Annotated in this window: 17 protein-coding genes and 2 pseudogenes; 10 read left to right on the top strand and 9 right to left on the bottom strand. The window is 60.5% G+C overall.

Annotated elements, in window-relative coordinates:
• The first annotated feature begins 116 nt into the window (after positions 1 to 116).
• The gene (locus tag KVG85_RS05340; RefSeq protein ID WP_217863185.1) at positions 117 to 1,493 is read left to right on the top strand and encodes a pyridoxal-phosphate dependent enzyme; all 1,377 of its coding nucleotides are present in this window, start codon (positions 117 to 119) and stop codon (positions 1,491 to 1,493) included.
• Entirely contained in the window at positions 1,490 to 2,662 is a 1,173-nt protein-coding gene (locus KVG85_RS05335) for a cystathionine gamma-synthase (RefSeq protein ID WP_217863184.1), read from the top strand. Before KVG85_RS05340 ends, KVG85_RS05335 begins: the two co-directional genes overlap by 4 nt.
• A gap of 273 nt (positions 2,663 to 2,935) precedes the next feature.
• Here KVG85_RS05335 and KVG85_RS05330 read toward each other — a convergent pair whose 3' ends face one another.
• Positions 2,936 to 3,562, bottom strand: a complete 627-nt coding sequence (locus KVG85_RS05330) for a hypothetical protein (protein WP_217863183.1) — start codon at positions 3,560 to 3,562, stop codon at positions 2,936 to 2,938.
• 53 nt (positions 3,563 to 3,615) lie between these two features.
• Positions 3,616 to 5,244, bottom strand: a complete 1,629-nt coding sequence (locus KVG85_RS05325) for an ATP-binding response regulator (protein ID WP_217863182.1) — start codon at positions 5,242 to 5,244, stop codon at positions 3,616 to 3,618.
• A 113-nt stretch (positions 5,245 to 5,357) separates the two neighbouring features.
• On the opposite strand from KVG85_RS05325, the gene KVG85_RS05320 reads away from it, so the two are divergent.
• Positions 5,358 to 5,960: a LuxR C-terminal-related transcriptional regulator gene (locus KVG85_RS05320; RefSeq protein ID WP_217863181.1), complete on the top strand. Its 603-nt coding sequence runs from the start codon at positions 5,358 to 5,360 to the stop codon at positions 5,958 to 5,960.
• A gap of 7 nt (positions 5,961 to 5,967) precedes the next feature.
• Here the strand turns inward: KVG85_RS05320 and KVG85_RS05315 are convergent, their stop codons facing one another.
• Positions 5,968 to 6,966: a bile acid:sodium symporter family protein gene (locus KVG85_RS05315; RefSeq protein WP_217863180.1), complete on the bottom strand. Its 999-nt coding sequence runs from the start codon at positions 6,964 to 6,966 to the stop codon at positions 5,968 to 5,970.
• 82 nt (positions 6,967 to 7,048) lie between these two features.
• On the opposite strand from KVG85_RS05315, the gene KVG85_RS05310 reads away from it, so the two are divergent.
• Positions 7,049 to 7,837 (top strand): AraC family transcriptional regulator, encoded by a 789-nt coding sequence (locus KVG85_RS05310; protein WP_217864931.1) that lies wholly within the window; start codon positions 7,049 to 7,051, stop codon positions 7,835 to 7,837.
• A gap of 259 nt (positions 7,838 to 8,096) precedes the next feature.
• A complete protein-coding gene (locus KVG85_RS05305; RefSeq protein WP_217863179.1) occupies positions 8,097 to 9,071 on the top strand; it encodes a TerC family protein in 975 nt (324 codons plus the stop codon).
• A gap of 124 nt (positions 9,072 to 9,195) precedes the next feature.
• Here the strand turns inward: KVG85_RS05305 and KVG85_RS05300 are convergent, their stop codons facing one another.
• The gene (locus tag KVG85_RS05300) at positions 9,196 to 10,296 is read right to left on the bottom strand and encodes a polyamine ABC transporter substrate-binding protein (protein ID WP_041480044.1); all 1,101 of its coding nucleotides are present in this window, start codon (positions 10,294 to 10,296) and stop codon (positions 9,196 to 9,198) included.
• A gap of 248 nt (positions 10,297 to 10,544) precedes the next feature.
• Positions 10,545 to 11,951: a purine-cytosine permease family protein gene (locus KVG85_RS05295; protein WP_016775036.1), complete on the bottom strand. Its 1,407-nt coding sequence runs from the start codon at positions 11,949 to 11,951 to the stop codon at positions 10,545 to 10,547.
• 323 nt (positions 11,952 to 12,274) lie between these two features.
• Between KVG85_RS05295 and KVG85_RS05290 the strand changes: the two genes are divergently transcribed.
• Positions 12,275 to 12,760: a flavin reductase family protein gene (locus tag KVG85_RS05290; RefSeq protein ID WP_016775037.1), complete on the top strand. Its 486-nt coding sequence runs from the start codon at positions 12,275 to 12,277 to the stop codon at positions 12,758 to 12,760.
• A gap of 140 nt (positions 12,761 to 12,900) precedes the next feature.
• Here the strand turns inward: KVG85_RS05290 and KVG85_RS26275 are convergent.
• A pseudogene (locus KVG85_RS26275) lies at positions 12,901 to 13,500 on the bottom strand (methyl-accepting chemotaxis protein); the annotation flags it as partial.
• Between the two features lie 306 nt (positions 13,501 to 13,806).
• Positions 13,807 to 14,691 (bottom strand): annotated as a pseudogene (locus KVG85_RS26270) (cache domain-containing protein); the annotation flags it as partial.
• Between the two features lie 359 nt (positions 14,692 to 15,050).
• Between KVG85_RS26270 and KVG85_RS05280 the strand changes: the two are divergent.
• The 3 genes from KVG85_RS05280 (at position 15,051) to KVG85_RS05270 (ending at position 17,874) form a co-directional block, all read left to right on the top strand.
• Positions 15,051 to 16,094, top strand: a complete 1,044-nt coding sequence (locus tag KVG85_RS05280) for an LLM class flavin-dependent oxidoreductase (RefSeq protein ID WP_039763087.1) — start codon at positions 15,051 to 15,053, stop codon at positions 16,092 to 16,094.
• Between the two features lie 221 nt (positions 16,095 to 16,315).
• A complete protein-coding gene (locus KVG85_RS05275) occupies positions 16,316 to 17,134 on the top strand; it encodes an alpha/beta fold hydrolase (protein WP_095180222.1) in 819 nt (272 codons plus the stop codon).
• 116 nt (positions 17,135 to 17,250) lie between these two features.
• Positions 17,251 to 17,874 (top strand): glutathione S-transferase family protein, encoded by a 624-nt coding sequence (locus tag KVG85_RS05270; RefSeq protein ID WP_217863177.1) that lies wholly within the window; start codon positions 17,251 to 17,253, stop codon positions 17,872 to 17,874.
• A gap of 12 nt (positions 17,875 to 17,886) precedes the next feature.
• Here the strand turns inward: KVG85_RS05270 and ptrR are convergent, their stop codons facing one another.
• Complete coding sequence (ptrR, locus tag KVG85_RS05265; RefSeq protein WP_122508157.1) at positions 17,887 to 18,765, bottom strand: putrescine utilization regulator PtrR; 879 nt, start codon at positions 18,763 to 18,765, stop codon at positions 17,887 to 17,889.
• 104 nt (positions 18,766 to 18,869) lie between these two features.
• On the opposite strand from ptrR, the gene KVG85_RS05260 reads away from it, so the two are divergent.
• A complete protein-coding gene (locus KVG85_RS05260) occupies positions 18,870 to 20,261 on the top strand; it encodes an aldehyde dehydrogenase family protein (RefSeq protein WP_217863176.1) in 1,392 nt (463 codons plus the stop codon).
• 161 nt (positions 20,262 to 20,422) lie between these two features.
• Here the strand turns inward: KVG85_RS05260 and KVG85_RS05255 are convergent, their stop codons facing one another.
• Positions 20,423 to 21,592, bottom strand: coding sequence for an acetyltransferase domain-containing protein (locus KVG85_RS05255; RefSeq protein WP_217863175.1), 1,170 nt, complete (start codon positions 21,590 to 21,592; stop codon positions 20,423 to 20,425).
• Positions 21,593 to 21,612 lie beyond the last annotated feature (20 nt).

Raw genomic sequence — 21,612 nt, 5'->3', positions numbered from 1 at the left:
CAAATGGCTGGATTTTCCAAGGATTAAAGGTTGCGAGAGAGGATGTCTGCGCCTAAGTTGCACGCGAGTCTTTTCCCGCGATTGGAACGCGATCAACACCATAAAGAGGTGAAGAAATGTCGAAGGAATCACGCCCTGCCGTGCTTGGGCTGATAGGCAATACTCCGCTGGTTCAGGTCACCCGCTTCGATACCGGACCGTGCACGCTGTTTCTCAAACTTGAATCGCAGAACCCTGGCGGCTCGATCAAGGACCGTATCGGTCTGGCGATGATCGACGCTGCCGAACGTGACGGCCGCCTGCAACCGGGCGGAACGATTGTCGAGGCCACTGCCGGCAATACCGGTCTGGGTCTGGCGCTGGTCGGCCGGGCCAAAGGCTATCGTGTGGTGCTGGTGGTGCCGGACAAGATGTCCACCGAGAAAGTCCTGCACTTGAAGGCCATGGGCGCCGAAGTGCACATCACTCGTTCTGACGTCGGCAAGGGCCATCCCGAGTATTACCAGGACGTCGCCGCGCGTTTGGCCAAGGACATTCCCGGCGCGTTTTTCGCCGACCAATTCAACAATCCCGCCAACCCGCTGGCCCATGAATGCAGCACCGCACCGGAAATCTGGGCGCAGACCGAACATGATCTGGACGCCATTGTCGTCGGCGTCGGATCGGCCGGCACGCTGACCGGATTGAGTCGCTTCTTCAAGCGCGTGCAGCCGGATCTGGAAATGGTCCTCGCCGATCCCGTCGGCTCGGTAATGGCGCAATACAGCCGCGACGGCACCTTGTCGACGCCCGGTTCGTGGGCGGTCGAGGGTATCGGCGAAGACTTCATTCCGTCGATCACCGACCTCTCCAGCGTGCGTCACGCCTACTCGATCAGCGACGCGGAAAGCTTCGATCATGCCCGCCAGCTGCTCAAGGCCGAGGGCATTCTCGGCGGCTCATCGACCGGCACCCTGTTCGCTGCCGCGCTGCGTTATTGCCGCGAGCAGACCGAGCCGAAACGCGTGGTCAGCTTTGTCTGCGACACCGGCACGCGGTACCTGTCGAAGGTCTACAACGACCAGTGGATGACCGATCAGGGCCTGTTGCAACGCAAGGGCTACGGCGATCTGCGCGATTTGATTGCACGGCGTTTCGAGGACGGCCGGGTGATCAGCGTCGGCCCGGACGACACCCTGCTCACGGCCTTCCAGCGCATGCGTCTGGCGGACGTTTCGCAACTGCCGGTGCTGGTCGAAGGCAAACAACTCGTGGGTGTGATCGACGAGTCCGACATCCTCCTCGGCGTCCACGAAGATGCCGCACGTTTCAGCCAGTCGGTGTCGAGTGTAATGACCGACAAACTGCAAACCCTCGCCCCGGCTGCGAGCCTGGCCGATCTGGAATCGGTGCTCAGCCGTGGCCTCGTCGCGATCATCGCCGACGCCTCAGGCTTCCATGGCCTGATCACCCGCACCGACATGCTCAACCAATTACGGAGATCCCTTGCATGAGTCAGCACGACGCCAAATCCCAAGGCTTTGCCACACGGGTGATCCACGCCGGGCAAGAGCCGGACCCGACCACCGGCGCGCTGATGCCGCCGATCTATGCCAACTCGACTTACCTGCAAGACAGCCCCGGCGTACACAAGGGTTTCGACTACGGCCGCTCGCACAACCCGACGCGTTTCGCCCTGGAGCGCTGCGTCGCGGATCTGGAAGGCGGCACCCGCGCCTTTGCCTTCGCCTCAGGGCTGGCGGCGATTTCCACGGTGCTGGAACTGCTCGACGCCGGCTCGCACATCGTTTCCGGCAATGACTTGTACGGCGGCACGTTCCGCCTGTTCGACAAGGTCCGCCAGCGCAGTGCCGGGCACCGTTTCAGCTTCGTCGACCTGACCGATCTGTCGGCGTTCGAAGCCTCGCTGCAGGACGACACGCGCATGGTCATGGTCGAAACCCCGACCAACCCGCTGCTGAGCCTGTCGGACCTGGCCGCAATCGCGCGCATCTGCCGCGCGCGCGGGATCATCTGCGTGGCCGACAACACGTTCGCCAGCCCCTACATCCAGCGCCCACTGGAGTTGGGTTTCGACATCGTCCTGCACTCGACCACCAAATACCTCAACGGCCACTCCGACGTGATCGGTGGCATTGCCGTGGTCGGGCAGGACGCCGAACTGGCGGAAAAACTCGGTTTCCTGCAAAACGCCGTCGGCGCAATTTCCGGGCCGTTCGATGCGTTCCTCACCCTGCGCGGAGTGAAGACTTTGGCGCTGCGCATGGAACGCCATTGCAGCAACGCGCTGGATCTGGCGCAGTGGCTGGAGCAGCAACCGCAGGTCAAGCGTGTCTACTATCCCGGCCTTGAGTCGCACCCGCAGCATGAACTGGCCAAGCGGCAGATGCGTGGTTTTGGCGGGATGATTTCTGTTGATCTGAACAGCGATCTGGCCGGCACACGGCGCTTTCTCGAGAACGTGCAGATCTTTGCACTGGCGGAAAGTCTGGGTGGCGTGGAGAGCCTGATCGAACATCCGGCGATCATGACCCACGCGACCATCCCGCCGGAAACCCGCGCGAAGCTGGGGATTGGCGATGGGCTGGTGCGGTTGTCGGTGGGGGTCGAAGACATTGAAGACCTGCGCGCCGATCTGGCTCAGGCACTGGCAAGAATGTAAACAGCTCCGCACGAAGAAGCCCGCGCAATGCGGGCTTCGTCTTTTTTTGTCCGTCGATCTCCCCGCCGTGGCAGTTCCCGAGGCCGATCCTATACTCAATCGGCTCGATCAGGATTATCTCGACACCCGCACGCCGCTCGGTGTGCCCGTGCCTTTCGCCAACCAGGTAAAACCCAAGCCAATGAGTCACTTCGCCGGGCATACGCAACGGACGACATCTCATCGCTTTCTGGCTGCTGGGTCGTGGAGAAAACCATGAAATACAAGTTATTGTCAGGCGTGCTTCTTGCGGTAGCGGCCAGCGTCGCAGTGCCGAGTGTGTGGGCAGCGCAACCGCAGGCGTTGGCTTCGGATGGGGCTGATCATGTTGGCGCCGGAGCGGTGGCTGCCGATGGCGCTGATCGTGTCGGCGCCGGCGCGGTGGCTGCCGATGGTGCTGATCGTGTCGGCGCGGGCGCAGTGGCTGCCGATGGCGCTGATCGTGTCGGCGCGGGCGCGGTGGCTGCCGATGGCGCCGATCGTGTCGGTGCCGGCGCGGTGGCTGCCGATGGTGCTGATCGTGTCGGTGCCGGCGCTGTGGCTGCCGATGGTGCTGATCGTGTCGGTGCCGGCGCTGTGGCTGCCGATGGTGCTGATCGCGTCGGTGCCGGCGCTGTGGCTGCCGATGGTGCTGATCGCGTCGGTGCCGGCGCTGTGGCTGCCGATGGTGCTGATCGCGTCGGTGCCGGCGCTGTGGCTGCCGATGGCGCTGATCGTGTCGGTGCCGGAGCATTGGCTGCGGATGGGGCCGACCGCACCGGCGTCAACCGAGTGGCCTACTCCCGGGTCGGAGTCGGTTCTGATCGCGTGGCATCGGCGCTGATGACCGGCAGCTATTCCGACCAGTTCAACAGCCCACAATAATCGCCGCGAAATAACGGGCGAGCTCCTGAGCCGCCCGTTTGCATCGGCCTTTACAGCATCTGTTCAACCGCTTCGCCTTGTCGATCACGCAGGGTGCGCAGCGTCGCGCGTAACTCGGCCGGGCGCACAGGTTTCGACAGAATCGCAATCTGGCGGTCATGCAAGGCTGCCTGAATCTTCTCGACGTCGTGCCCGGTGATGATCATCGCCGGCACGGCCCAGCCGCGCTGCCTGCGCACTTCATCAATGCATTCGATACCCGTGGCATGGGTGCCGAGGTCATAGTCGGCGACGATGATGTCGCAGTCGGTGACCAGATCTTCAGCCGACCACTCGGCCTGCACCACACAACCCCAGCGCTCAAGCAAAGCTGAAGTCGCCAGCAGCACGTTGCGGTCATCCTCGACCAGGCACACTTTCAGCCCCGTCAGCAAACCCACCTGCCGCGCCTCATCGCGGACGAACAGTGACTGCGGCGCCGCGACGATCAGCAAACCGGCAAGGGTCACCGTTGTGCCGCGTCCCAGCTGTGAACGCAGCGCCACTTGCACACCGATCAGTTCACTCAGACGCTTGATGATCGACAGGCCCAGCCCCACGCCTTCGACGTCTTTGTCGCGCACTTGCCGCACCCGATAAAACTCCTCGAAGACCTTGTGCAAATGCTCTTCGGCAATGCCGTTGCCGCAGTCGTAGATGACGATGGCCAACCCTGCCCCGCGTTTACGCACGCCAATCAGCACCGGCCGCTGCGCGCCGTATTTGAAACAGTTGGAGAGCACGTTCTGCACCATGGTCGCCAGCAGTGCCGGATCGGTTCTGACCCAGTGGTTGCATGGTCGCAGCCGCAGCTCGACGCCCGCCCAACGCGCTGCTTCCTGATGTTGGCGGACTATGTCCGCGAGCCATTCACCGAGGTGCAGTGTTTGCCATTTCGCCTCGACCCGACCGTTATCGAGGGTGTAGAGGTCGAGGATCGAACGGAACAACTGCGAAACGTTGAGCAGCGATCGATCGATGTTATCCACCAGCCGACGCTCGTCTTCGCCCAGGCGCGACTCACGCAGGCAAGCAGTAAACAAGCCAATGGAATGAATCGGCTGACGCAGGTCATGACTGGCCTGAGCGAGAAAGCGTGATTTCTCCAGATTCGCCGCCACCGCTTCTTCCGACGCCTTGCGTGTGCGCTCCAACAGCAGGTGCGCATAGAACGGAATCACCGTGCTGGTGATCAGCAGCATCAGCACCATGAACGGCTGCGCCTGCCAATACGGCGTCAAGCGATAGACCACCAGCAGCGCCACCAATGCAAGCCCGGTGGCAATCGCCAGATAGCGCGAGCCGTAGCGCATGCCGTTGCCGAGATTGACCCAGACCATCACCGCGTACAGTGGCAACGCCGCTTCGCCGCCGATCACCAGCCCGAAACAGGTGCCGGTGTAATCGTGGACCATGGCAAAAATCCGCCGCGCTGGATAATGCCCCGGCCAACGCGCAATGGCCTGGCGAAATACGATCGACGCCAGCAGGAACAGGCTGATGTAGGTGATGACCGGCAGGTAGGTTTCGAAGCGATGGCCCGGCAAAAAGACCAGGACGACCATGTATACCACCGCGATGGCGGCGATGATGATGCGCAGATTGGCCTGGTCGAGTTCGGTATTTTTCTCGAACTTCATGGGAAACGTCCTTGTGCAGCGATTGCAGTTTCGGAAGCAGCCTACAGGCAACCTTCGCGTCCAGTGCTAAGGTGCAGGCCTTGAATCACGCCTGACCCAGGGAGGGTCGCATCATGACGTGCCGGATCATCATAGCCGACGATCACCCGCTGTTTCGCGAGGCAATGCTGCGCACCGTGCAGCGCTTGCTGCCCGAAGCGAATATCTGCGAGGCCGGCGACTTCGACGCCGTGCTTGAGTTGCTGCCACAGGACAACGAGCCGGACACACTGATGCTCGATCTGCGTTTTCCCGGGCTGACCTGCATCACTCAGCTCACCGACTTGCGCCAACGATTACCGCGCACCACGTTGATCGTGGTGTCGATGGTCGACGATCAGGCGCTGATCAGCGAAGTCATGGCGGCGGGCATTGACGGTTTCATTGGCAAAAACATCGCGCCGGATGAAATCGGCCAGGCGATTCTGGCGATCCGTGAAGGAGAGGTGCTGGTGAAGACGGCGCCGTCCGGCCTGTTGCCGCTGGAAACCGCGACGACGCTGACGCCGCGTCAGCAGGACGTGCTGCGTTTGATCGCGCAAGGCAAGACCAACAAGGAAATCGCCCGTGAACTGAATATCTCCCCGTTCACGGTGCGCATCCATGTGTCTTCGTTGCTGCGTACGCTGGACGTGCCGACGCGGGCGGCAGCGGCGGTCAAGTATTCGGGGCTGTGAAACGTTTTTACGGGTCGACCTGCGCCATCAAATCCGGCACCGACTCCGGTCGTTTCGCATAGCGCTGGGCCAATACCGCGCAGACCATCAGTTGGATCTGATGGAACAACATCAGCGGCAGAATCAGCACGCCGATGGTGCTGCCGGCAAACAGTACCTGCGCCATCGGCACGCCGGTCGCCAGGCTTTTTTTCGAACCGCAGAACAGAATGGTGATGCGGTCTTCCTGATTGAAGCCGAAGGCTTTGCTCAACAGAGTTGATGCCACCAGAACCAACGTCAGCAGAATGCAGCAGACCACGACCAGGCCAAACAATTCGAACAATGGAATCTGCTGCCAGATGCCTTCGTTGACGGCTTCGCTGAATGCGCCGTACACCACCAGCAGAATCGAACCCTGATCAACGAATTTCAGCCAGTTCTTGTTGCGCCCTACCCACGCGCCGATCCAGCGGCGGGCGATCTGCCCGGCAATGAATGGCAGGAGCAATTGCACACTGATTTTGACGATGGCGTCGAGGGTCGAACCGCCGTCGCCGTGGACGTTGAGCAGCAGCGTCACCAGCAGCGGTGTAAGAAAAATCCCGAACAGACTGGATGCCGCCGCGCTGCAGATCGCGGCCGGAATATTGCCTCGCGCCAGCGAAGTGAACGCGATGGCCGACTGCACCGTGGCGGGCAATGCGCAGAGGTAGAGCATGCCCATGTACAGCTGATCGCCGATCAGCGGTGACAACAACGGCCTCAGCGCCAGCCCGAGTATCGGGAAGAGCACAAAGGTCAGGCCGAACACCAGCAGATGCAGACGCCAGTGGCCGGCGCCGGCGATGATCGACTCGCGCGACAGCTTGGCGCCGTGCAGGAAAAACAGCAGGGCGATGGCGATGTTGGTCAGCCAGCCGAAGCCGACGGCAACTTGGCCGCTGGCGGGCAGAAAACTGGCCAGCAGGACGACGCCGATCAAGGTCAGCGTGAAGTTATCGGGCAGAAAACGTGGGCGCGTCATGAGATTCATCCGGGGGTTGCCAGTGCGTGCCGACGACTCTAACGTGACTGGCAATTACCGACTAACGCCGAAGAGCCGCAAGATGCCGCCTAAAGGACATAGCAAAAGCGTGCGCCGCAGTGTTCCCGGGTTGCCCAGCCTGCCGCGTCCCGTGTACGGACGCACCGAATCGCTGCCCAATCGCGCCCTCACCCGCCGCCACAGTCATCCGTGGGTGCAGTTGTCCTACGCGATTCAGGGCGTGCTCGAAGTGCAGACCAGCGCCGGCCGATTCGTCGCGCCGCCGGAGCGTGCGGTGTGGATTCCGGCCGGCGTGCCGCACCGGGTTTTCAGCGCACCGCATACGGAAATGCGCAGCCTGTACATCGACAGCAGCGTCACCGGTTGGGCCGCCGAGCATTGCCATGTGCTCGGCGTCAGCGATCTGCTCAGGGAGTTGATCCGCGCCTTCAGTCAGGTGCCAGTGGAATACGACGAAAGCGGCCCTGACGGACGCTTGGCCCAGGTGATCCTTGATCAATTGGCCAACGCGCCGACCATCGACTTGATGCTGCCGCTGCCGCAAGACCCGCGCTTGAAGCAGATCTACCAGAGCCTGGAGCAACACCCGGAGCAGCAGACCACCCTGCGCCACTGGAGCGAAAAATTCGGTGTCACCGAAAAGACTCTGACGCGCCTGTTTTTGCGCGACACCGGCCTGACCTTCCGCGCCTGGCGCCAGCGCCTGCGCTTGCTTGGCGCCCTGACCCCGCTGGAAAAAGGCGAGCGTGTGACGGATGTTGCGCTGGCTTGTGGATACGACTCGACCTCGGCGTTTATCGCCGCGTTTCGTCAGCAGTTCGGCGAAACGCCGGGGGAGTTTTTCCGCTGACACTTCGTTTTTGCCGAACTGTCAGTCAGAAATAAACGATTTTTCTTTGCTCCAGATCCGTCGCTAGCATGGCCCCGTCTGACTTTGATCGAGAAGAGAAGATGATCCCTGTGGGAGCGAGCCTGCTCGCGAACGCGGTGGGTCAGCAACCTCAACTTCACTGTTTCATTGCATTCGCGAGCAGGCTCGCTCCCACAGGGGATGCGCTTGCCGTTGAATCAGCGATAACACTGCAAGTAACAAGACAGCGGAGCGTGCCATGCCTGCCACGAACATCAATATCGGCGAACCCTGGATGTGGGGTGCCTTCATCATCTTCGTTCTGGCCATGCTGGCCCTGGACCTGTTTGTATTCGGCGGGCGCAAGGCGCACCGGGTGTCGGTGCGGGAAGCGTCGGCCTGGGTGATTGCCTGGTGTCTGCTGGCGCTGAGTTTTGCCGGATTGCTCTGGTGGTATCTGCACGGCGAATTCGGCGGTGAAATCGCCCGACAGAAAACCCTGGAATTCCTCACCGGCTATCTGATCGAGCAGTCGCTGTCGATCGACAACATGTTCGTCTTCGTGATGATCTTCAGCTACTTCGCCGTACCGCCGGAATTGCAACGGCGGGTGCTGCTGTACGGCGTGCTCGGCGCGATTGTGATGCGCGCGATAATGATTTTCGCCGGTGTGTGGCTGGTCTCGCAGTTCGAATGGCTGCTCTATGCCTTCGGGGTGTTCCTGATCATCACCGGGATCAAGATGCTGGTGTTCGCTGATCATCAACCGGATCTGGAAAAGAATCCGTTATTGCGCTGGGTGCGCGGGCATATGCGCATCACCAGTGGCTTTCACGGCGAGAAGTTTTTCATCCTGCAGAACGGCGTGCGCTGGGCGACACCGATGTTTCTGGTGCTGGTGCTGATCGAGGCCAGCGACTTGATGTTCGCCGTCGACAGCATTCCAGCGATCTTCGCCGTCACCACCGACCCGTTCATTGTTTTCACTTCGAACATCTTCGCGATCATGGGCCTGCGCGCGTTGTACTTCCTGCTGGCGGACATGGCTGATCGCTTTCACCTGCTCAAATACGGGCTGGCGATCGTGCTGGTGTTCATCGGCGGCAAGATGGTGCTGATGCCGTGGTTTCACATGCCGGTGGAATGGTCGCTGGCAATCGTCGGGTCGGTGATCCTCGGGTCGGTGCTGTTGAGCCTGGCGACCAGCCGCGAGGCAGAACGCCGCACCGAATGACACCACACAACCCGACCTGTGGGAGCGAGCCTGCTCGCGAATACGCCGGATCATTCAACCTAGGAGTTGAATGACACACCGCTTTCGCGAGCAGGCTCGCTCCCATATTTGAAGTGCGATGCTCTTATTTATCGGACTTGATACTGGTCCACACCCGCGTGCGCACCCGCTCCATTTTCTGCGGCAACGGTTGCACCACATACAGGGTTTTCAGCGCTTCGCTGGTCGGGGTCAGGTTGGGGTTGTCGGTGATGTCCTTGTTGACCAGCGGCATCGAGTCCTTGTTGGCATTTGGATACCCGAGGAAATCACTGATCGGTGCGATCACTTTCGGATCAAGCAAGTGGTTGAGGAATTCGTGGGCCTCGGCGACGTTCTTCGCGCTCTTCGGAATGGCGAAGGTGTCGAACCAGATCGGCGCGCCCTCCTTCGGCAGACGCCAGTCGACCACCACGCCGTTGCCCGCCTCTTTGGCGCGATTGCCGAATTGGTAGAAGCTGCCGGAATAACCGATCGCCACGCAGATGTCGCCGTTGGCAATGTCGGTCATGTACTTGGCCGAGTTGAAATAGGTCACGTACGGGCGAATCTTCATCATCAAGGCCTTGGCCTTTTCATAGTCCGCCGGGTTCTGGCTGTTCGGGTCGAGGCCGAGGTAATGCAGGGCCAGCGGCAGGATCTCCGACGGCGAATCGAGCATCGCCACGCCGCAGGCCTTGAGCTTTTCCATGTTCTCGGGCTTGAACACCAGATCCCAGCTGTCCACCGGCGCATTCTCGCCCAGCGCAGCCTTGACCTTGGCCGGGTTGAAGCCGATCAGAACGGTGCCATACATGTACGGCACGCCGTACTGGTTGCCGGGGTCGTTGGCGTCGAGCAACTTGAGCAAGGCCGGATCCTGGTGCTGCCAGTTCGGCAATTTCGACTTGTCGAGTTTCTGGAACACGCCGGCCTTGATCTGGGTTTCGATGAACTGATTGGACGGCACCACCAGGTCGTAACCGGAGTTGCCGGTGAGCAGTTTCGCTTCCAGGGATTCGTTGGTGTCGAAGGTGTCCCAGGTCACTTTGATCTTGCTTTGCTCGGCGAAGTCCTTGGGCACTGACGGCAGAATGTAATCCGCCCAGTTGTACACCCGCAGTTCGCGCTGCTCGGCCTGGACGGCACTGGCCAGCAGCGTCAGGCCACACACGGTGGCGCCCAGAATGCGTTTGATCGTGACCATGGTTGTTTCCCCGAATGCGACGTGAGATCGATGGTTTTTATGTTCTGTACACGGCAGTGGCTGTAACGATAGCCAAGGGCAAAAAAGGTCGAGCCTGTTGTTATGGTTTCGATTCTTGCTGACAGCGTAGCGCGATGACAGTAGGCGGCAGGCCAAAAGGGGATCGATATGGCCAATTTGCTTGACCGCTGAAATGCGCAAACAAAATGCCCGGCACTGGGCCGGGCATTGCTGTGTTGCCGTTGGGATCAGTCGGTATAGCCGAGTCTGGCCGCCCTGCTCTGCTGCGCCTGACCGCGAGTTGCCAGGCAGTAATACAGCGGCACGGTGACCACGAGGCCAACCAGCCACGACAGGTCGGCACCTTCCACCAGATTGGCGTAGGGCCCGACGTACAGCGAGGTGTTGGCAAACGGCAGCTGCACGATGATGCCGATGAAGTAGGCAATGATCGCGTGCAGGTTGAAGCGCCCGTAGATGCCACCGTCGGCGCGGAAGATCGAGGCGATGTCGTAGTTGCCACGCTTGATCAGGTAGAAGTCGATCAGGTTGATCGACGCCCACGGCACCAGCACCAGCAACAGCGCGAGAATCAGTCCAATGAACTCGGAAATGAAATCCGCCGAGGCACCGAGGGCGACCACGCAGCATCCGGCCAGGATCACGCTCGACAGCACCACGCGCACCTTGATGCTTGGCGTCCATTGGCTGGCGAACGTCTGAATCGAGGTAATGATCGACAACACCGCACCATACAAGTTGAGCGCGTTGTGGCTGATGATGTTGAGCAGAAACAGCACCATCAGAATCGGCCCCAGCCAGCCGGTGGACTGCTTGACCGCTGCCATCGCTTCAGTGCCTTCCGGCGTCGCCAGCACCGCCACTGCGCCAAAGCTGAACGACAGAATCGTGCCCAGCGTCGCGCCCAGATACGTCGCCCAAAACGGTTTGGCGATACCGATGTCTGCTGGCAGATATCGCGAATAGTCGGAGACGTATGGCGAGAAGCTGATCTGCCAGATGATCCCCAGCGACACCGTCGCCAGCCAGCCGGAGAGATTGAAACTGCCGCGCGTCAGGAAGTCTGCCGGCAAGTCATGGGCGAAAATGTAGATGAATCCGGCGAGCAACGCGCCGCCCATCACCCAGGTGCCGATGCGGTTGAGGGTGTGGATGAAGTTGTAGCCGATCACACCGATCGCCGTGGCGGCCAGCGCGCCGATCAGAATGCTCAGCGGCGCTGGCACTGACGGCGCAATGCCGACGATGGATTTGCCCGCCAGCACGATGTTGGAAATGAAGAAACCGATGTAGATGAGCGCCGCGAAAAACACGATCAGCAGTGCGCCATAACGACCGAACTGACCGCGACTCTGGACCATTTGCGGAATGCCCATGCGCGGACCCTGCGCCGAGGCCAGCGCAATCACCACGCCGCCGATCATGTGCCCCAGCGCAATCGCCAGCAGCCCCCAGAACAGATTGAGGTGGAACACCTGGACCACCATGGCGCCGGTAACGATGGGCAGTGGCGCGATGTTGGTGCTGAACCAAAGAGTGAACAGATCGCGGGCCTTCCCGTGGCGTTCCGCGAGTGGGACGTAATCGACCGTATGATTCTCGATCAACGGATCTTGCCGGGACATCTGGGACATATGCATGAACTCGAGTTTGTCTGTTTTTATCTTTGTATGAAGCCAAACCGGGAGGACTCTTGGGTCGCCCCTCAGATGCAGACCATATTATGGTATTCCAAACTTTGCACAAGCCTGATCCGCTGATTCTGTCGCTGTCTGATCCGCTATCCTCGCTGATCCCACCCCTGACCGGCTAGCTGAAAGCCCCGTAAACACTGTGTTTCCGACGAAAGTGGCACGTTTATCGGTTCACCAGAAAAGCTCTTGCAAGATATGTATTACGGTATACCATCAGACCTACAAACCATAAAAACCGCGTCACACCACCCGAGGACCACCCAATGATCGATGCTGCCATTTACAAACAAGTCATGGGCTCGTTCCCGTCCGGCGTCACCGTTATCACCACGCTGGACGACGACGGCCAGATCGTCGGCCTGACCGCCAGCGCGTTCAGCTCACTGTCGATGGACCCGGCGCTGGTTCTGTTCTGCCCCAACTACAGCTCCGACTCCTATCCCGTGCTGATCAAGAACAAACGCTTTGCGATTCACCTGTTGTCCAGCGTGCAGCAAAGCGAGGCCTATGCCTTCGCCCGCAAAGGCAAGGACAAGGCGCAGGGCATCGAGTGGACGTTGAGCGAACTGGGCAACCCGATCCTCGCCAATGCGACGGCGGTGATCGAGTGCGAGTTGTGGCGTGAATACGAAGGTGGCGACCACGCGATCATGGTCGGCGCGGTGAAGAACCTGATCGTCCCCGAGCAGGTCGCCGGACCGCTGGTGTATTGCCACGGCAAGATGGGTGCGTTGCCGGTTGTGGCGTGATTTCACCAGATCTCGGATATCCCATGTGGGAGCGAGCCTGCTCGCGAAAGCGATGGGTCAGTTGTTACATTTTTGACTGACCCGACGCCTTCGCGAGCAGGCTCGCTCCCACAGGTTTTGGTGTTGCCTGGGCGACCGTGTCAGGTCCTAAACCGGCTCACCAACTGATTCAACGTCTGCGACAACGCCGTCAGGTTCTGCGCATCCTGCCGAGTCGAATCCGCCAGACTTGCCACCAACTGCGCATCGCCATGAATCTGGCTGATGTGCCGATTGATGTCCTCTGCCACTTGATGCTGTTCCTCCGCCGCTGTGGCGATCTGCGTGTTCATGTCGCGGATCACGTCGACCGATTCACGGATCAATTCAAAACTCGCCCGCGCCTCGTTGATCGACACCACGGTTTCCTGTGACACCTCAAGGCTGGCGTGCATCTGCTTGCCCATCTGGTGGGTGCGCCGCGCCAGATTGCCGAGCAATGCGTCAATCTCACCGGTCGAGTCCGACGTGCGTTTGGCCAGCGCGCGAACTTCATCGGCGACCACGGCAAAGCCCCTGCCCTGTTCACCGGCGCGCGCGGCCTCGATGGCGGCGTTGAGCGCGAGCAGATTGGTCTGCTCGGCAATCGAGCGAATCGTGCCGAGAATCGACTGGATGTCGTTGCTGTCCTGTTCCAGTTGCTGCATCGACTCGGCGCTGTGGCCGATCTCCTGACTCAAGCGCCCGACGTTATTTACCGCCGCGTCGATCTGCTGCTGCCCGGTGTGTGCCTGACGCTGACCGTTGTCTGCTGAATCGGCCGCTTGGCTGCACGAGCGCGCGACCTCGTTGGAGGTGGCGACCATTTCGTGGAATGCGGTCGACACCATGTCCACCGCCTCACGCTGACGCGAAGCGACGTCGGCCATTTCCGCCGAGACTTCAGTGGCGCTGCCGGAGCTGCTGTGAATCTGCCCTGCCGCCTGGCCGATGCGTTGAATCAGCGTACGAATCGCTTCAAGAAACTGGTTGAACCAGCCGGCCAGTTGCGCGGTTTCGTCCTGCCCCCGTACTTCCAGTCGCGCAGTCAGATCGCCCTCGCCTTGAGCAATACCTTCGAGACCACTGGCGACACCACGAATCGGCTTGACCATCAAACCGGCGAACCACGCACCTGCCATTGCAAACAGCAGCGCGCAAACCACAGCGATAGCGCCGATCAGCCAAGTCAAACGGGTTGCCCCGGCCATTACTTCGCTGGCCTTCACCAGCCCCACAAACCGCCAGCCCAACGTCTGCGACGGCCAGACCAGCGCCATGTAATCCTCGCCGGCCAATTGCACTTCGACCAAGCCTTTGCCCGCCTCGGCCAGTTGCTGATACCCGTCGCCGAGATCGCTGAGTTTCTTGAAGTTGTGCGCCGGATCGCTCGGGTCGACCAGCACGGTGTTGTTGGCTTCCATCAACATCAGATAACCGCTCTCGCCGAGGCGAATCTGCTTGACCAGGTCGGTCAATTGCTTGAGCGATACATCGATGTTGACCACGCCAGCATTGCTGCCCAACTGGTTGTTGAAACTGCGCACGGTGCTCACCAGCACCACGTCATCCGCCGCCCAGTAATAGGCCTCGGTGCGCAGGGTTTTGCCGGGATTGGCCATCGCGGTTTTGTACCAGGGCCGGGTGCGCGGATCGTAGTTCGCCAACTTCGCATCGCCCGGCCAGAACAGATAACCGCCCTGCTCGGTGCCGACAGATAGATAGGTGTAAGCCGGGTGCGCCTTGGCCAGACCGTCGAACAGCTTGAACAGCTGTTGATCCTGCGGCCCCATCGGCACTTGCGAGGCGTCGCTGCTCAGGTAGCGTTTGAGGCTGGTGTCGATGCTCTGCAGTTGCGGATGCTCGGCCAGGTAAGCAACGTTCTGGCTGATGCCCTCGAAAAACAGCTGCATCGCGTTTTCCACCTGACGCACTTCGCGCCCGGTGCTGTCGGTAAAGGTGTCGCGCGCGCCCTCGCGGACATTGAGGATGATCAGCGCTGCCACCAGCAACACCGGCAGGCTGGCGATTACCGCAAACGCCAGAGTCAGTTTTTGTTTTATGTTCATTGCTTGCGCCTTCCTTGTTCGAAGTGTCGGTCAGAAATATTTTGCGGATATTTCGTATTATGGTATACCAATATTCAATCAACCGAACAGCCGTCCTCGAAGGCGTGCCTGAATGGTGAGAAGACTCGCGAGCGCACAGCGCTCACGTCAGTTCGACAGGCCCGCATACGACCGGCCAATTACAAAAGACTCGAGGTAGCGTCATGAAATTTTCCCTGTTCGTACACATGGAACGCTGGGACGAAAGCGTCAGCCACCGCCAACTGTTCGAAGACCTGACCGAACTGACCCTGATGGCCGAGGCTGGCGGTTTCAGCACTGTGTGGATTGGCGAACACCACGCCATGGAATACACCATCTCCCCAAGCCCGATGCCGTTGCTGGCCTACCTCGCAGCGAAAACCACGACCATCCACCTCGGCGCCGGTACCATCATCGCGCCGTTCTGGCACCCGCTGCGCGTCGCCGGCGAATGCGCCCTGCTCGACGTGATCAGCAACGGCCGCATGGAAGTCGGTCTCGCCCGTGGCGCCTATCAGGTTGAATTCGACCGCATGGCTGGCGGCATGCCCGCCTCCAGCGGCGGCCAGGCCCTGCGCGAAATGGTCCCGGTGGTCCGCGCCCTGTGGCAAGGCGACTACGCCCACGACGGTGACATCTGGAAATTCCCCACCTCGACCAGCGTGCCGAAGCCGATTCAAAAACCCAACCCACCCATGTGGATCGCCGCCCGCGACCCCGACTCGCACAACTTCGCCGTCGCCAACGGCTGCAACGTCATGGTCACGCCATTGATGAAAGGCGACGAAGAAGTCCTAGACCTGAAGAACAAATTCCAGACCGCACTGGACAACAACCCAGACGTACCGCGTCCACAATTGATGGTGCTGCGCCACACCCACGTGCACACCGCCGACGACCCGGACGGCTGGAAAGTTGGCGCGAAAGCCATCTCGCGTTTCTACCGCACGTTCGATGCGTGGTTTGGCAACAAGCAAACACCGGTCAATGGTTTCCTCGCGCCGAGCCCGGAAGAGAAGTTTGCCGGACGTCCGGAGTTTGAGCTGGAGAGCCTGCACAAGACCGCGATGATCGGCACGCCGGAAGAGATCATTCCGCGGATCAAGTACTACCAGGAACTGGGCGTGGATGAGTTCAGTTTCTGGTGTGACAACAGCTTGCCGCATGAAGAGAAGAAGAAATCGCTGGAGTTGTTTATCAAGCATGTGGTGCCGGCGTTTCGCTAGGAGCCTGTCCATCTCTCAGCATTGAAAAAAGGGCGACTCCGACCGGAGATCGCCCTTTTTCAATTCTGTAATGTCGAAGTGAAATACTCATCGCGCAACGTACGACTCTTTCCTCCCACCAAACCAGCACTTGCGTACAAGTGCCTTTCGCATTCTGCGCGGATAGTGGCCGTTGCCCATTCGGCATCTATTCTTGCCACACACGATCACAAGGAGTTTGCATGAGCACCTTCAAGACCCAAGACGGCACCGAGATCTATTACAAGGACTGGGGCAGCGGCAAGCCCGTGCTGTTCAGCCACGGCTGGCCGCTGGATGCCGACATGTGGGAATACCAGATGGAATACCTGAGCAGTCGCGGCTATCGCACCATCGCCTTCGACCGCCGTGGTTTCGGGCGCTCGGAGCAGCCGTGGACCGGTTATGACTACGACACCTTCGCCGATGACATCGCCGGCCTGATCAACCATCTGGACCTGCGCGACGTGACCCTGGTCGGCTTCTCGATGGGTGGCGGCGACGTCAGCCGCTACATCGCCCGCCACGGCAGCGAGCGTGTTGCCGGCCTGGTATTGCTCGGTGCGGTCACGCCGCTGTTCGGCAAGAAAGCCGATTTTGCCGACGGCGTCGACAAATCGGTGTTCGACGGCATCAAGGCTGGCTTGCTGAAAGATCGCGCGCAGTTCATCGCCGACTTCAACGCGCCGTTCTACGGCACCAATCAGGGCCAGAAAGTCTCTGACGGCGTGCTCACGCAAACCCTGAACATCGCGCTGATGGCATCGCTCAAGGGCACCGTCGACTGCGTGACCGCGTTCTCGGAAACCGACTTCCGCCCGGACATGGCCAAGATCGACGTGCCGACCCTGGTGATCCATGGCGACGGCGACCAGATCGTGCCGTTCGAAACCACCGGCAAGCAGGCCGCCGCGCAAATCAAGGGTGCCGAGTTGAAAGTTTACGCCGGCGCGCCGCACGGGTTCGCCGTGACCCACGCGCAGGCGTTGAATGAGGATCTGCTGGCGTTCCTCAACCGCTGATTTCCGCTTGGCCCAAGCGGCCGGTAAATGCTGATCGACCAAGGCTCGCGCGATGCGGGCCTTGTGTTTTGCGCTATGGTATTTTCCTGCGTCCACTACCCGGAGAAGGAAATCCAATGCTGCGAATACTCGGCAAAGCCTCATCGATCAATGTGCGCAAAGTGCTGTGGACCTGTGCCGAACTGGACATCCCGTTCGAGCGCGAAGACTGGGGTTCGGGCTTCAAGTCGCCAAACACGCCGGAGTTTCTCGCGCTCAACCCCTGCGCCATGGTGCCGGTGATCCAGGACGGCGATCTCACTCTTTGGGAATCCAACACAATCATTCGTTATCTGGCGACGCGTTACGGCGGTGCGCATTTGTATCCCGCTGAGCCTATTGCCCGGGCGCGGGTCGATCAGTGGATCGACTGGCAGGCCTCGGAGCTGAATCGCTCGTGGTCGTATCCGCTGATGTCGCTGGTGCGCAAGTCGCCGGACTATCAGGACCGCGATGCCCTGGCCGCCGGCTGCCGGGACTGGACGCGCAACATGCAAATCCTCGATCGCCAACTGGAGAAGACCGGCGCTTACGTCAGTGGCGAGCAGTTTTCCCTGGCGGACATTCCGATCGGGTTGTCGGTCAATCGCTGGTTCGAAACGCCGCTCGATCACGGGGACCTGGCTGCGGTGCGCGCCTATTACGACCGCTTGAATCAGCGCGACGGTTATCGTTTGTACGGGCGCAATGGCACGCCGTAACGCCGAATGCGTTCAGCCCTGCTCACGCACCACGCCCCGCTCTTCAAGCAAACGCACGAACATGCTCAGACTGCGCGACACCGTGCCCCGGCGCCACACCAGCCAGGTAGTCAGATAGCGGAAGTCCGCCGTCAGCGGCCAGACGCTGACCGTCGCGCTGCCGGGCATGCTCTGCAGCATTTTGCGCGGCATCAGCGCCAGGCCGGCACCGGCGCTGACGCAGGCGAGCATGCCGTGGTAGGACTCCATTTCGAAGATCTTGCCGGGTACGGCAGCGTCGGTGCTGAACCATTTTTCAAAATGGTGACGGTAGGAACAGTTGGAACGGAAGGCGTAGATGTTTTCGCCGTTAACGTCCGCCGCACGTTCGACCGGTGAATGATTGAGCGGCGCGATGATGACCATTTCCTCCTCGAACGCCGGCACACCTTCCAGGGCCGGATGCAGCACTGGGCCGTCGACGAATGCCGCAGCCAGGCGCCCGGACAGCACGCCGTCGATCATCGTCCCCGATGGCCCGGTTGACAGGTCGAGGTCGACCTTCGGGTGCTGCTGGTTGTATGCCGCCAGCAGTTCGGGAATACGCACCGCTGCGGTACTTTCCAACGAGCCCAACGGGAACGCGCCTTGGGGTTCCTCCCCCGCCACCGTGGCTCGGGCTTCCTGCACCAGATCGAGAATGCGCCGCGTGTACTCGAGAAAACTCCACCCGGCCGGTGACAGGCGCAGACGACTTTTCTCACGGATAAACAGATCGACGCCGAGGTCCTGCTCCAACTGTTTGATCCGCGTAGTCAGGTTCGACGGCACGCGATGAATCTGCGTGGCGGCGGCGCTGATGCTGCCGTGCTCGGCCACGGCTTTGAAGATTTCCAGTTGCACCAGATCCACAGTCATTCTCCGATCGTGAAAGAAACGCTCTTTATTATTCAGTTTCCAGAAAACTAACGCCACCCTACTCTAGGCCCATCCGACGAACCTACAGGACAACCTCAATGAGCCAGATTTCCAGCCAGACCCACGCCATCTCGATCAACCCTGCCACCGGCGAGCGGATCGGTCATTACGCATTTGAATCCGCCGCTGCCCTTGATGCGGCGCTGACTCGCGCTGCCTTCGCTTTCGGCAAGTGGAAGCGCAAGCCGCTGCAGGATCGTTCGCGTCTTTTGACCGCCCTCGCCGGCGCGCTGCGTGAAACCTCAGAAGCGATGGCAACCATGATCACCCAGGAAATGGGCAAGCCGATCGCCCAGGCCCGTGGCGAAATCGAGAAATGCGCCAAGCTCTGCGAGTGGTACGCGGAACACGGCCCGGCCATGCTCGACGCTGAGGCGACCCAGGTTGAAGGCGGAAAAGCGCGTATCGAGTACCGTCCGCTGGGGCCGATTCTGGCGGTGATGCCGTGGAACTTCCCGATCTGGCAAGTGCTGCGCGGCGCGGTGCCGACACTGATCGCTGGCAACACTTACGTGCTCAAGCATGCGCCGAACGTGATGGGCAGCGCTTACCTGCTGCGCGATGCGTTTGTCCGCGCCGGTTTTCCCGATGGCGTGTTTGAAGTGATCAACGTCACCCCGGAAGGCGTTTCCACCGCCATCGCCGATCCGCGCATTGCCGCCGTGACCCTGACCGGCAGCGTCCGCGCCGGCATGGCCATCGGCGCTCAGGCCGGTGCGGCATTGAAGAAGTGTGTGCTGGAACTGGGCGGTTCCGATCCGTTCATCGTGCTCAACGATGCTGATCTGGATGAGGCGGTGAACGCGGCGGTGGTCGGTCGCTATCAGAATTCCGGCCAGGTTTGCGCAGCTGCGAAACGTCTGATCATCGAACAAGGTGTTGTCGAGGAATTCACCCGCAAGTTCGTCGAAGCGACACGCCAGTTGAAGATGGGCGATCCGCTCAACGCTGACACCTATATCGGGCCGATGGCGCGCTTCGATCTGCGTGATGAACTGGATCAACAAGTGCGTGACACGTTGGAGGAAGGCGCGACGCTGCTGCTCGGCGGCCGAAAAGCCGAGGGCGCCGGCAACTTCTACGAACCGACCGTGCTGGCCGATGTCACCGACCGCATGACTTCGTTCAAACAAGAACTTTTCGGCCCGGTCGCCTCGATCATCACCGCCCGCGATTGCGCACACGCCGTAGCCTTGGCCAACGACAGCGATTTCGGCCTGACTGCCACGATCTACACCGCCAACGTCGCGCTGGCCGAACAACTGACCAGCGAATTGGAAACCGGTGGCGTGTTCATCAACGGCTACTCCGCCAGCGATCCACGTGTGACCTTCGGCGGCGTGAAAAAAAGCGGCTTTGGTCGTGAGCTGTCGCACTTTGGCGTACGGGAATTCTGCAACGCGCAGACCGTATGGCTGGATCGTAAATAAGCCGGATGCTGTAAAACCTGTGGGAGCGAGCCTGCTCGCGAAAGCGTCCTGTCAGTCACTGCTGCATCGACTGACACACCTCTTCGCGAGCAGGCTCGCTCCCACAGGGGCACGGCTGCGCAGATGATTTGGGGCACGACTCCCACAAGCTCTGCTTCGATTTACAGATATTTCAGCCAGCTGATGTCCCGCCGCCGCGCTTTCAATGCAGAAAACCAGCGCACTGCCGGGAACAGCACCACGGCAAGAACCATTGCCGCCAGCCACACCGCCGTCACCGTCGAAAAGCCGAAATAGCTGCCCTGATTCAGGCCGAACAGCGCCACACCAATCAGGTACAACACCTTCAACACGTACAAGTGCAGCAGATAGAAAAACATCGGCGCCGAGCCGAACACGGTCAGCCAGCCAATCCAGCGGCGACTCTGCACGCGCTCAAAGGCGAGCAACAGCAACAGCCCTGCGCTCACAGTCAGCGCGAGAAACAGCAGCGATGGCGGGTATTTGGTGATATTGAAAAAGCTCATCAGTGTCTGCACCAGCGAATCGCTGATCGCCCACGGTTTTTCGCCGTAGCCGTTGATCAAGCGCAGCACCACAAATCCCAGCAAACCAGCGACCCCAGCAATCAGCAAACGACGCTGACGCACCGCCGCGTCCATGCCGCGAGCAAACAACGGCCCGAGCGCATAGCCCAGGCCGATTACACCAATCCACGGCAGCAGCGGGTACGAGGTACGCAGGCGCAGGGTGTCGCTGACCTCGATCCAGCCTCGATCATGCAGAATCGCCCAAGGCACATGCAGCGCCGACTCAACCGGGAAATGCACCGCGTCGAGCAGGTTGTGCCCGGCGATGATCGCCACGCTCAGCGTCAGCAGCAGCGCACGTGGCAACCAGACCAGCAGCGCCAGCGCGATCATGCTCAGGCCGATCGCCCAGATCACTTGCAGGTAAATCACGCTCGGCGGCAACTGGAACGTCCAGGCGAAGTTGACCAAAGGGAATTCCAGCGCCACCAGGAACAATCCGCGTTTGAACAGAAATGCGCTGACATCGGCTTTGCCGGCGTATTTTTCACCGTACAACCATGCCGACAAACCGGTCAGCAGGACGAACACCGGCGCACACAGATGCGCCAGAGTGCGACTGAAAAACAGCGCCGGCTCGGTGCTGGCGATGTCCATCGGATCGGAGACCTGTCGGTGCAACAGGAAGGTTTCGCGTACGTGATCGAGCAGCATGAACAGGATCACCAGGCCTCTGAGCGCATCAATGGATAGCAGCCGGCCAGTCGTCAATGGGGCAGAACGGGGAAGCACAGGGGTCATGGGTCTTTCGCAATCGAGAG

The organism is Pseudomonas triticicola, from assembly GCF_019145375.1.
GTDB classification, from domain to species: Bacteria; Pseudomonadota; Gammaproteobacteria; order Pseudomonadales; family Pseudomonadaceae; genus Aquipseudomonas; species Aquipseudomonas triticicola.
Note: the sequence above shows the minus strand (reverse complement) of the source record. Positions and strands in the feature narration are given on the sequence as shown.

Excerpts from the sequence above, each read along its gene's own strand:
- KVG85_RS05310 (WP_217864931.1), top strand. The coding sequence starts at position 7,049 with ATGCCGCCTAAAGGACATAGCAAAAGCGTGCGCCGCAGTGTTCCCGGG.
- KVG85_RS05280 (WP_039763087.1), top strand. The coding sequence starts at position 15,051 with ATGAAATTTTCCCTGTTCGTACACATGGAACGCTGGGACGAAAGCGTC.
- KVG85_RS05325 (WP_217863182.1), bottom strand. The coding sequence starts at position 5,244 with ATGAAGTTCGAGAAAAATACCGAACTCGACCAGGCCAATCTGCGCATC.
- KVG85_RS05260 (WP_217863176.1), top strand. The coding sequence starts at position 18,870 with ATGAGCCAGATTTCCAGCCAGACCCACGCCATCTCGATCAACCCTGCC.
- KVG85_RS05295 (WP_016775036.1), bottom strand. The coding sequence starts at position 11,951 with ATGTCCCAGATGTCCCGGCAAGATCCGTTGATCGAGAATCATACGGTC.
- KVG85_RS05255 (WP_217863175.1), bottom strand. The coding sequence starts at position 21,592 with ATGACCCCTGTGCTTCCCCGTTCTGCCCCATTGACGACTGGCCGGCTG.
- KVG85_RS05320 (WP_217863181.1), top strand. The coding sequence starts at position 5,358 with ATGACGTGCCGGATCATCATAGCCGACGATCACCCGCTGTTTCGCGAG.
- KVG85_RS05270 (WP_217863177.1), top strand. The coding sequence starts at position 17,251 with ATGCTGCGAATACTCGGCAAAGCCTCATCGATCAATGTGCGCAAAGTG.
- KVG85_RS05275 (WP_095180222.1), top strand. The coding sequence starts at position 16,316 with ATGAGCACCTTCAAGACCCAAGACGGCACCGAGATCTATTACAAGGAC.
- KVG85_RS05340 (WP_217863185.1), top strand. The coding sequence starts at position 117 with ATGTCGAAGGAATCACGCCCTGCCGTGCTTGGGCTGATAGGCAATACT.
- KVG85_RS05315 (WP_217863180.1), bottom strand. The coding sequence starts at position 6,966 with ATGACGCGCCCACGTTTTCTGCCCGATAACTTCACGCTGACCTTGATC.
- KVG85_RS05305 (WP_217863179.1), top strand. The coding sequence starts at position 8,097 with ATGCCTGCCACGAACATCAATATCGGCGAACCCTGGATGTGGGGTGCC.
- KVG85_RS05335 (WP_217863184.1), top strand. The coding sequence starts at position 1,490 with ATGAGTCAGCACGACGCCAAATCCCAAGGCTTTGCCACACGGGTGATC.
- KVG85_RS05290 (WP_016775037.1), top strand. The coding sequence starts at position 12,275 with ATGATCGATGCTGCCATTTACAAACAAGTCATGGGCTCGTTCCCGTCC.
- KVG85_RS05300 (WP_041480044.1), bottom strand. The coding sequence starts at position 10,296 with ATGGTCACGATCAAACGCATTCTGGGCGCCACCGTGTGTGGCCTGACG.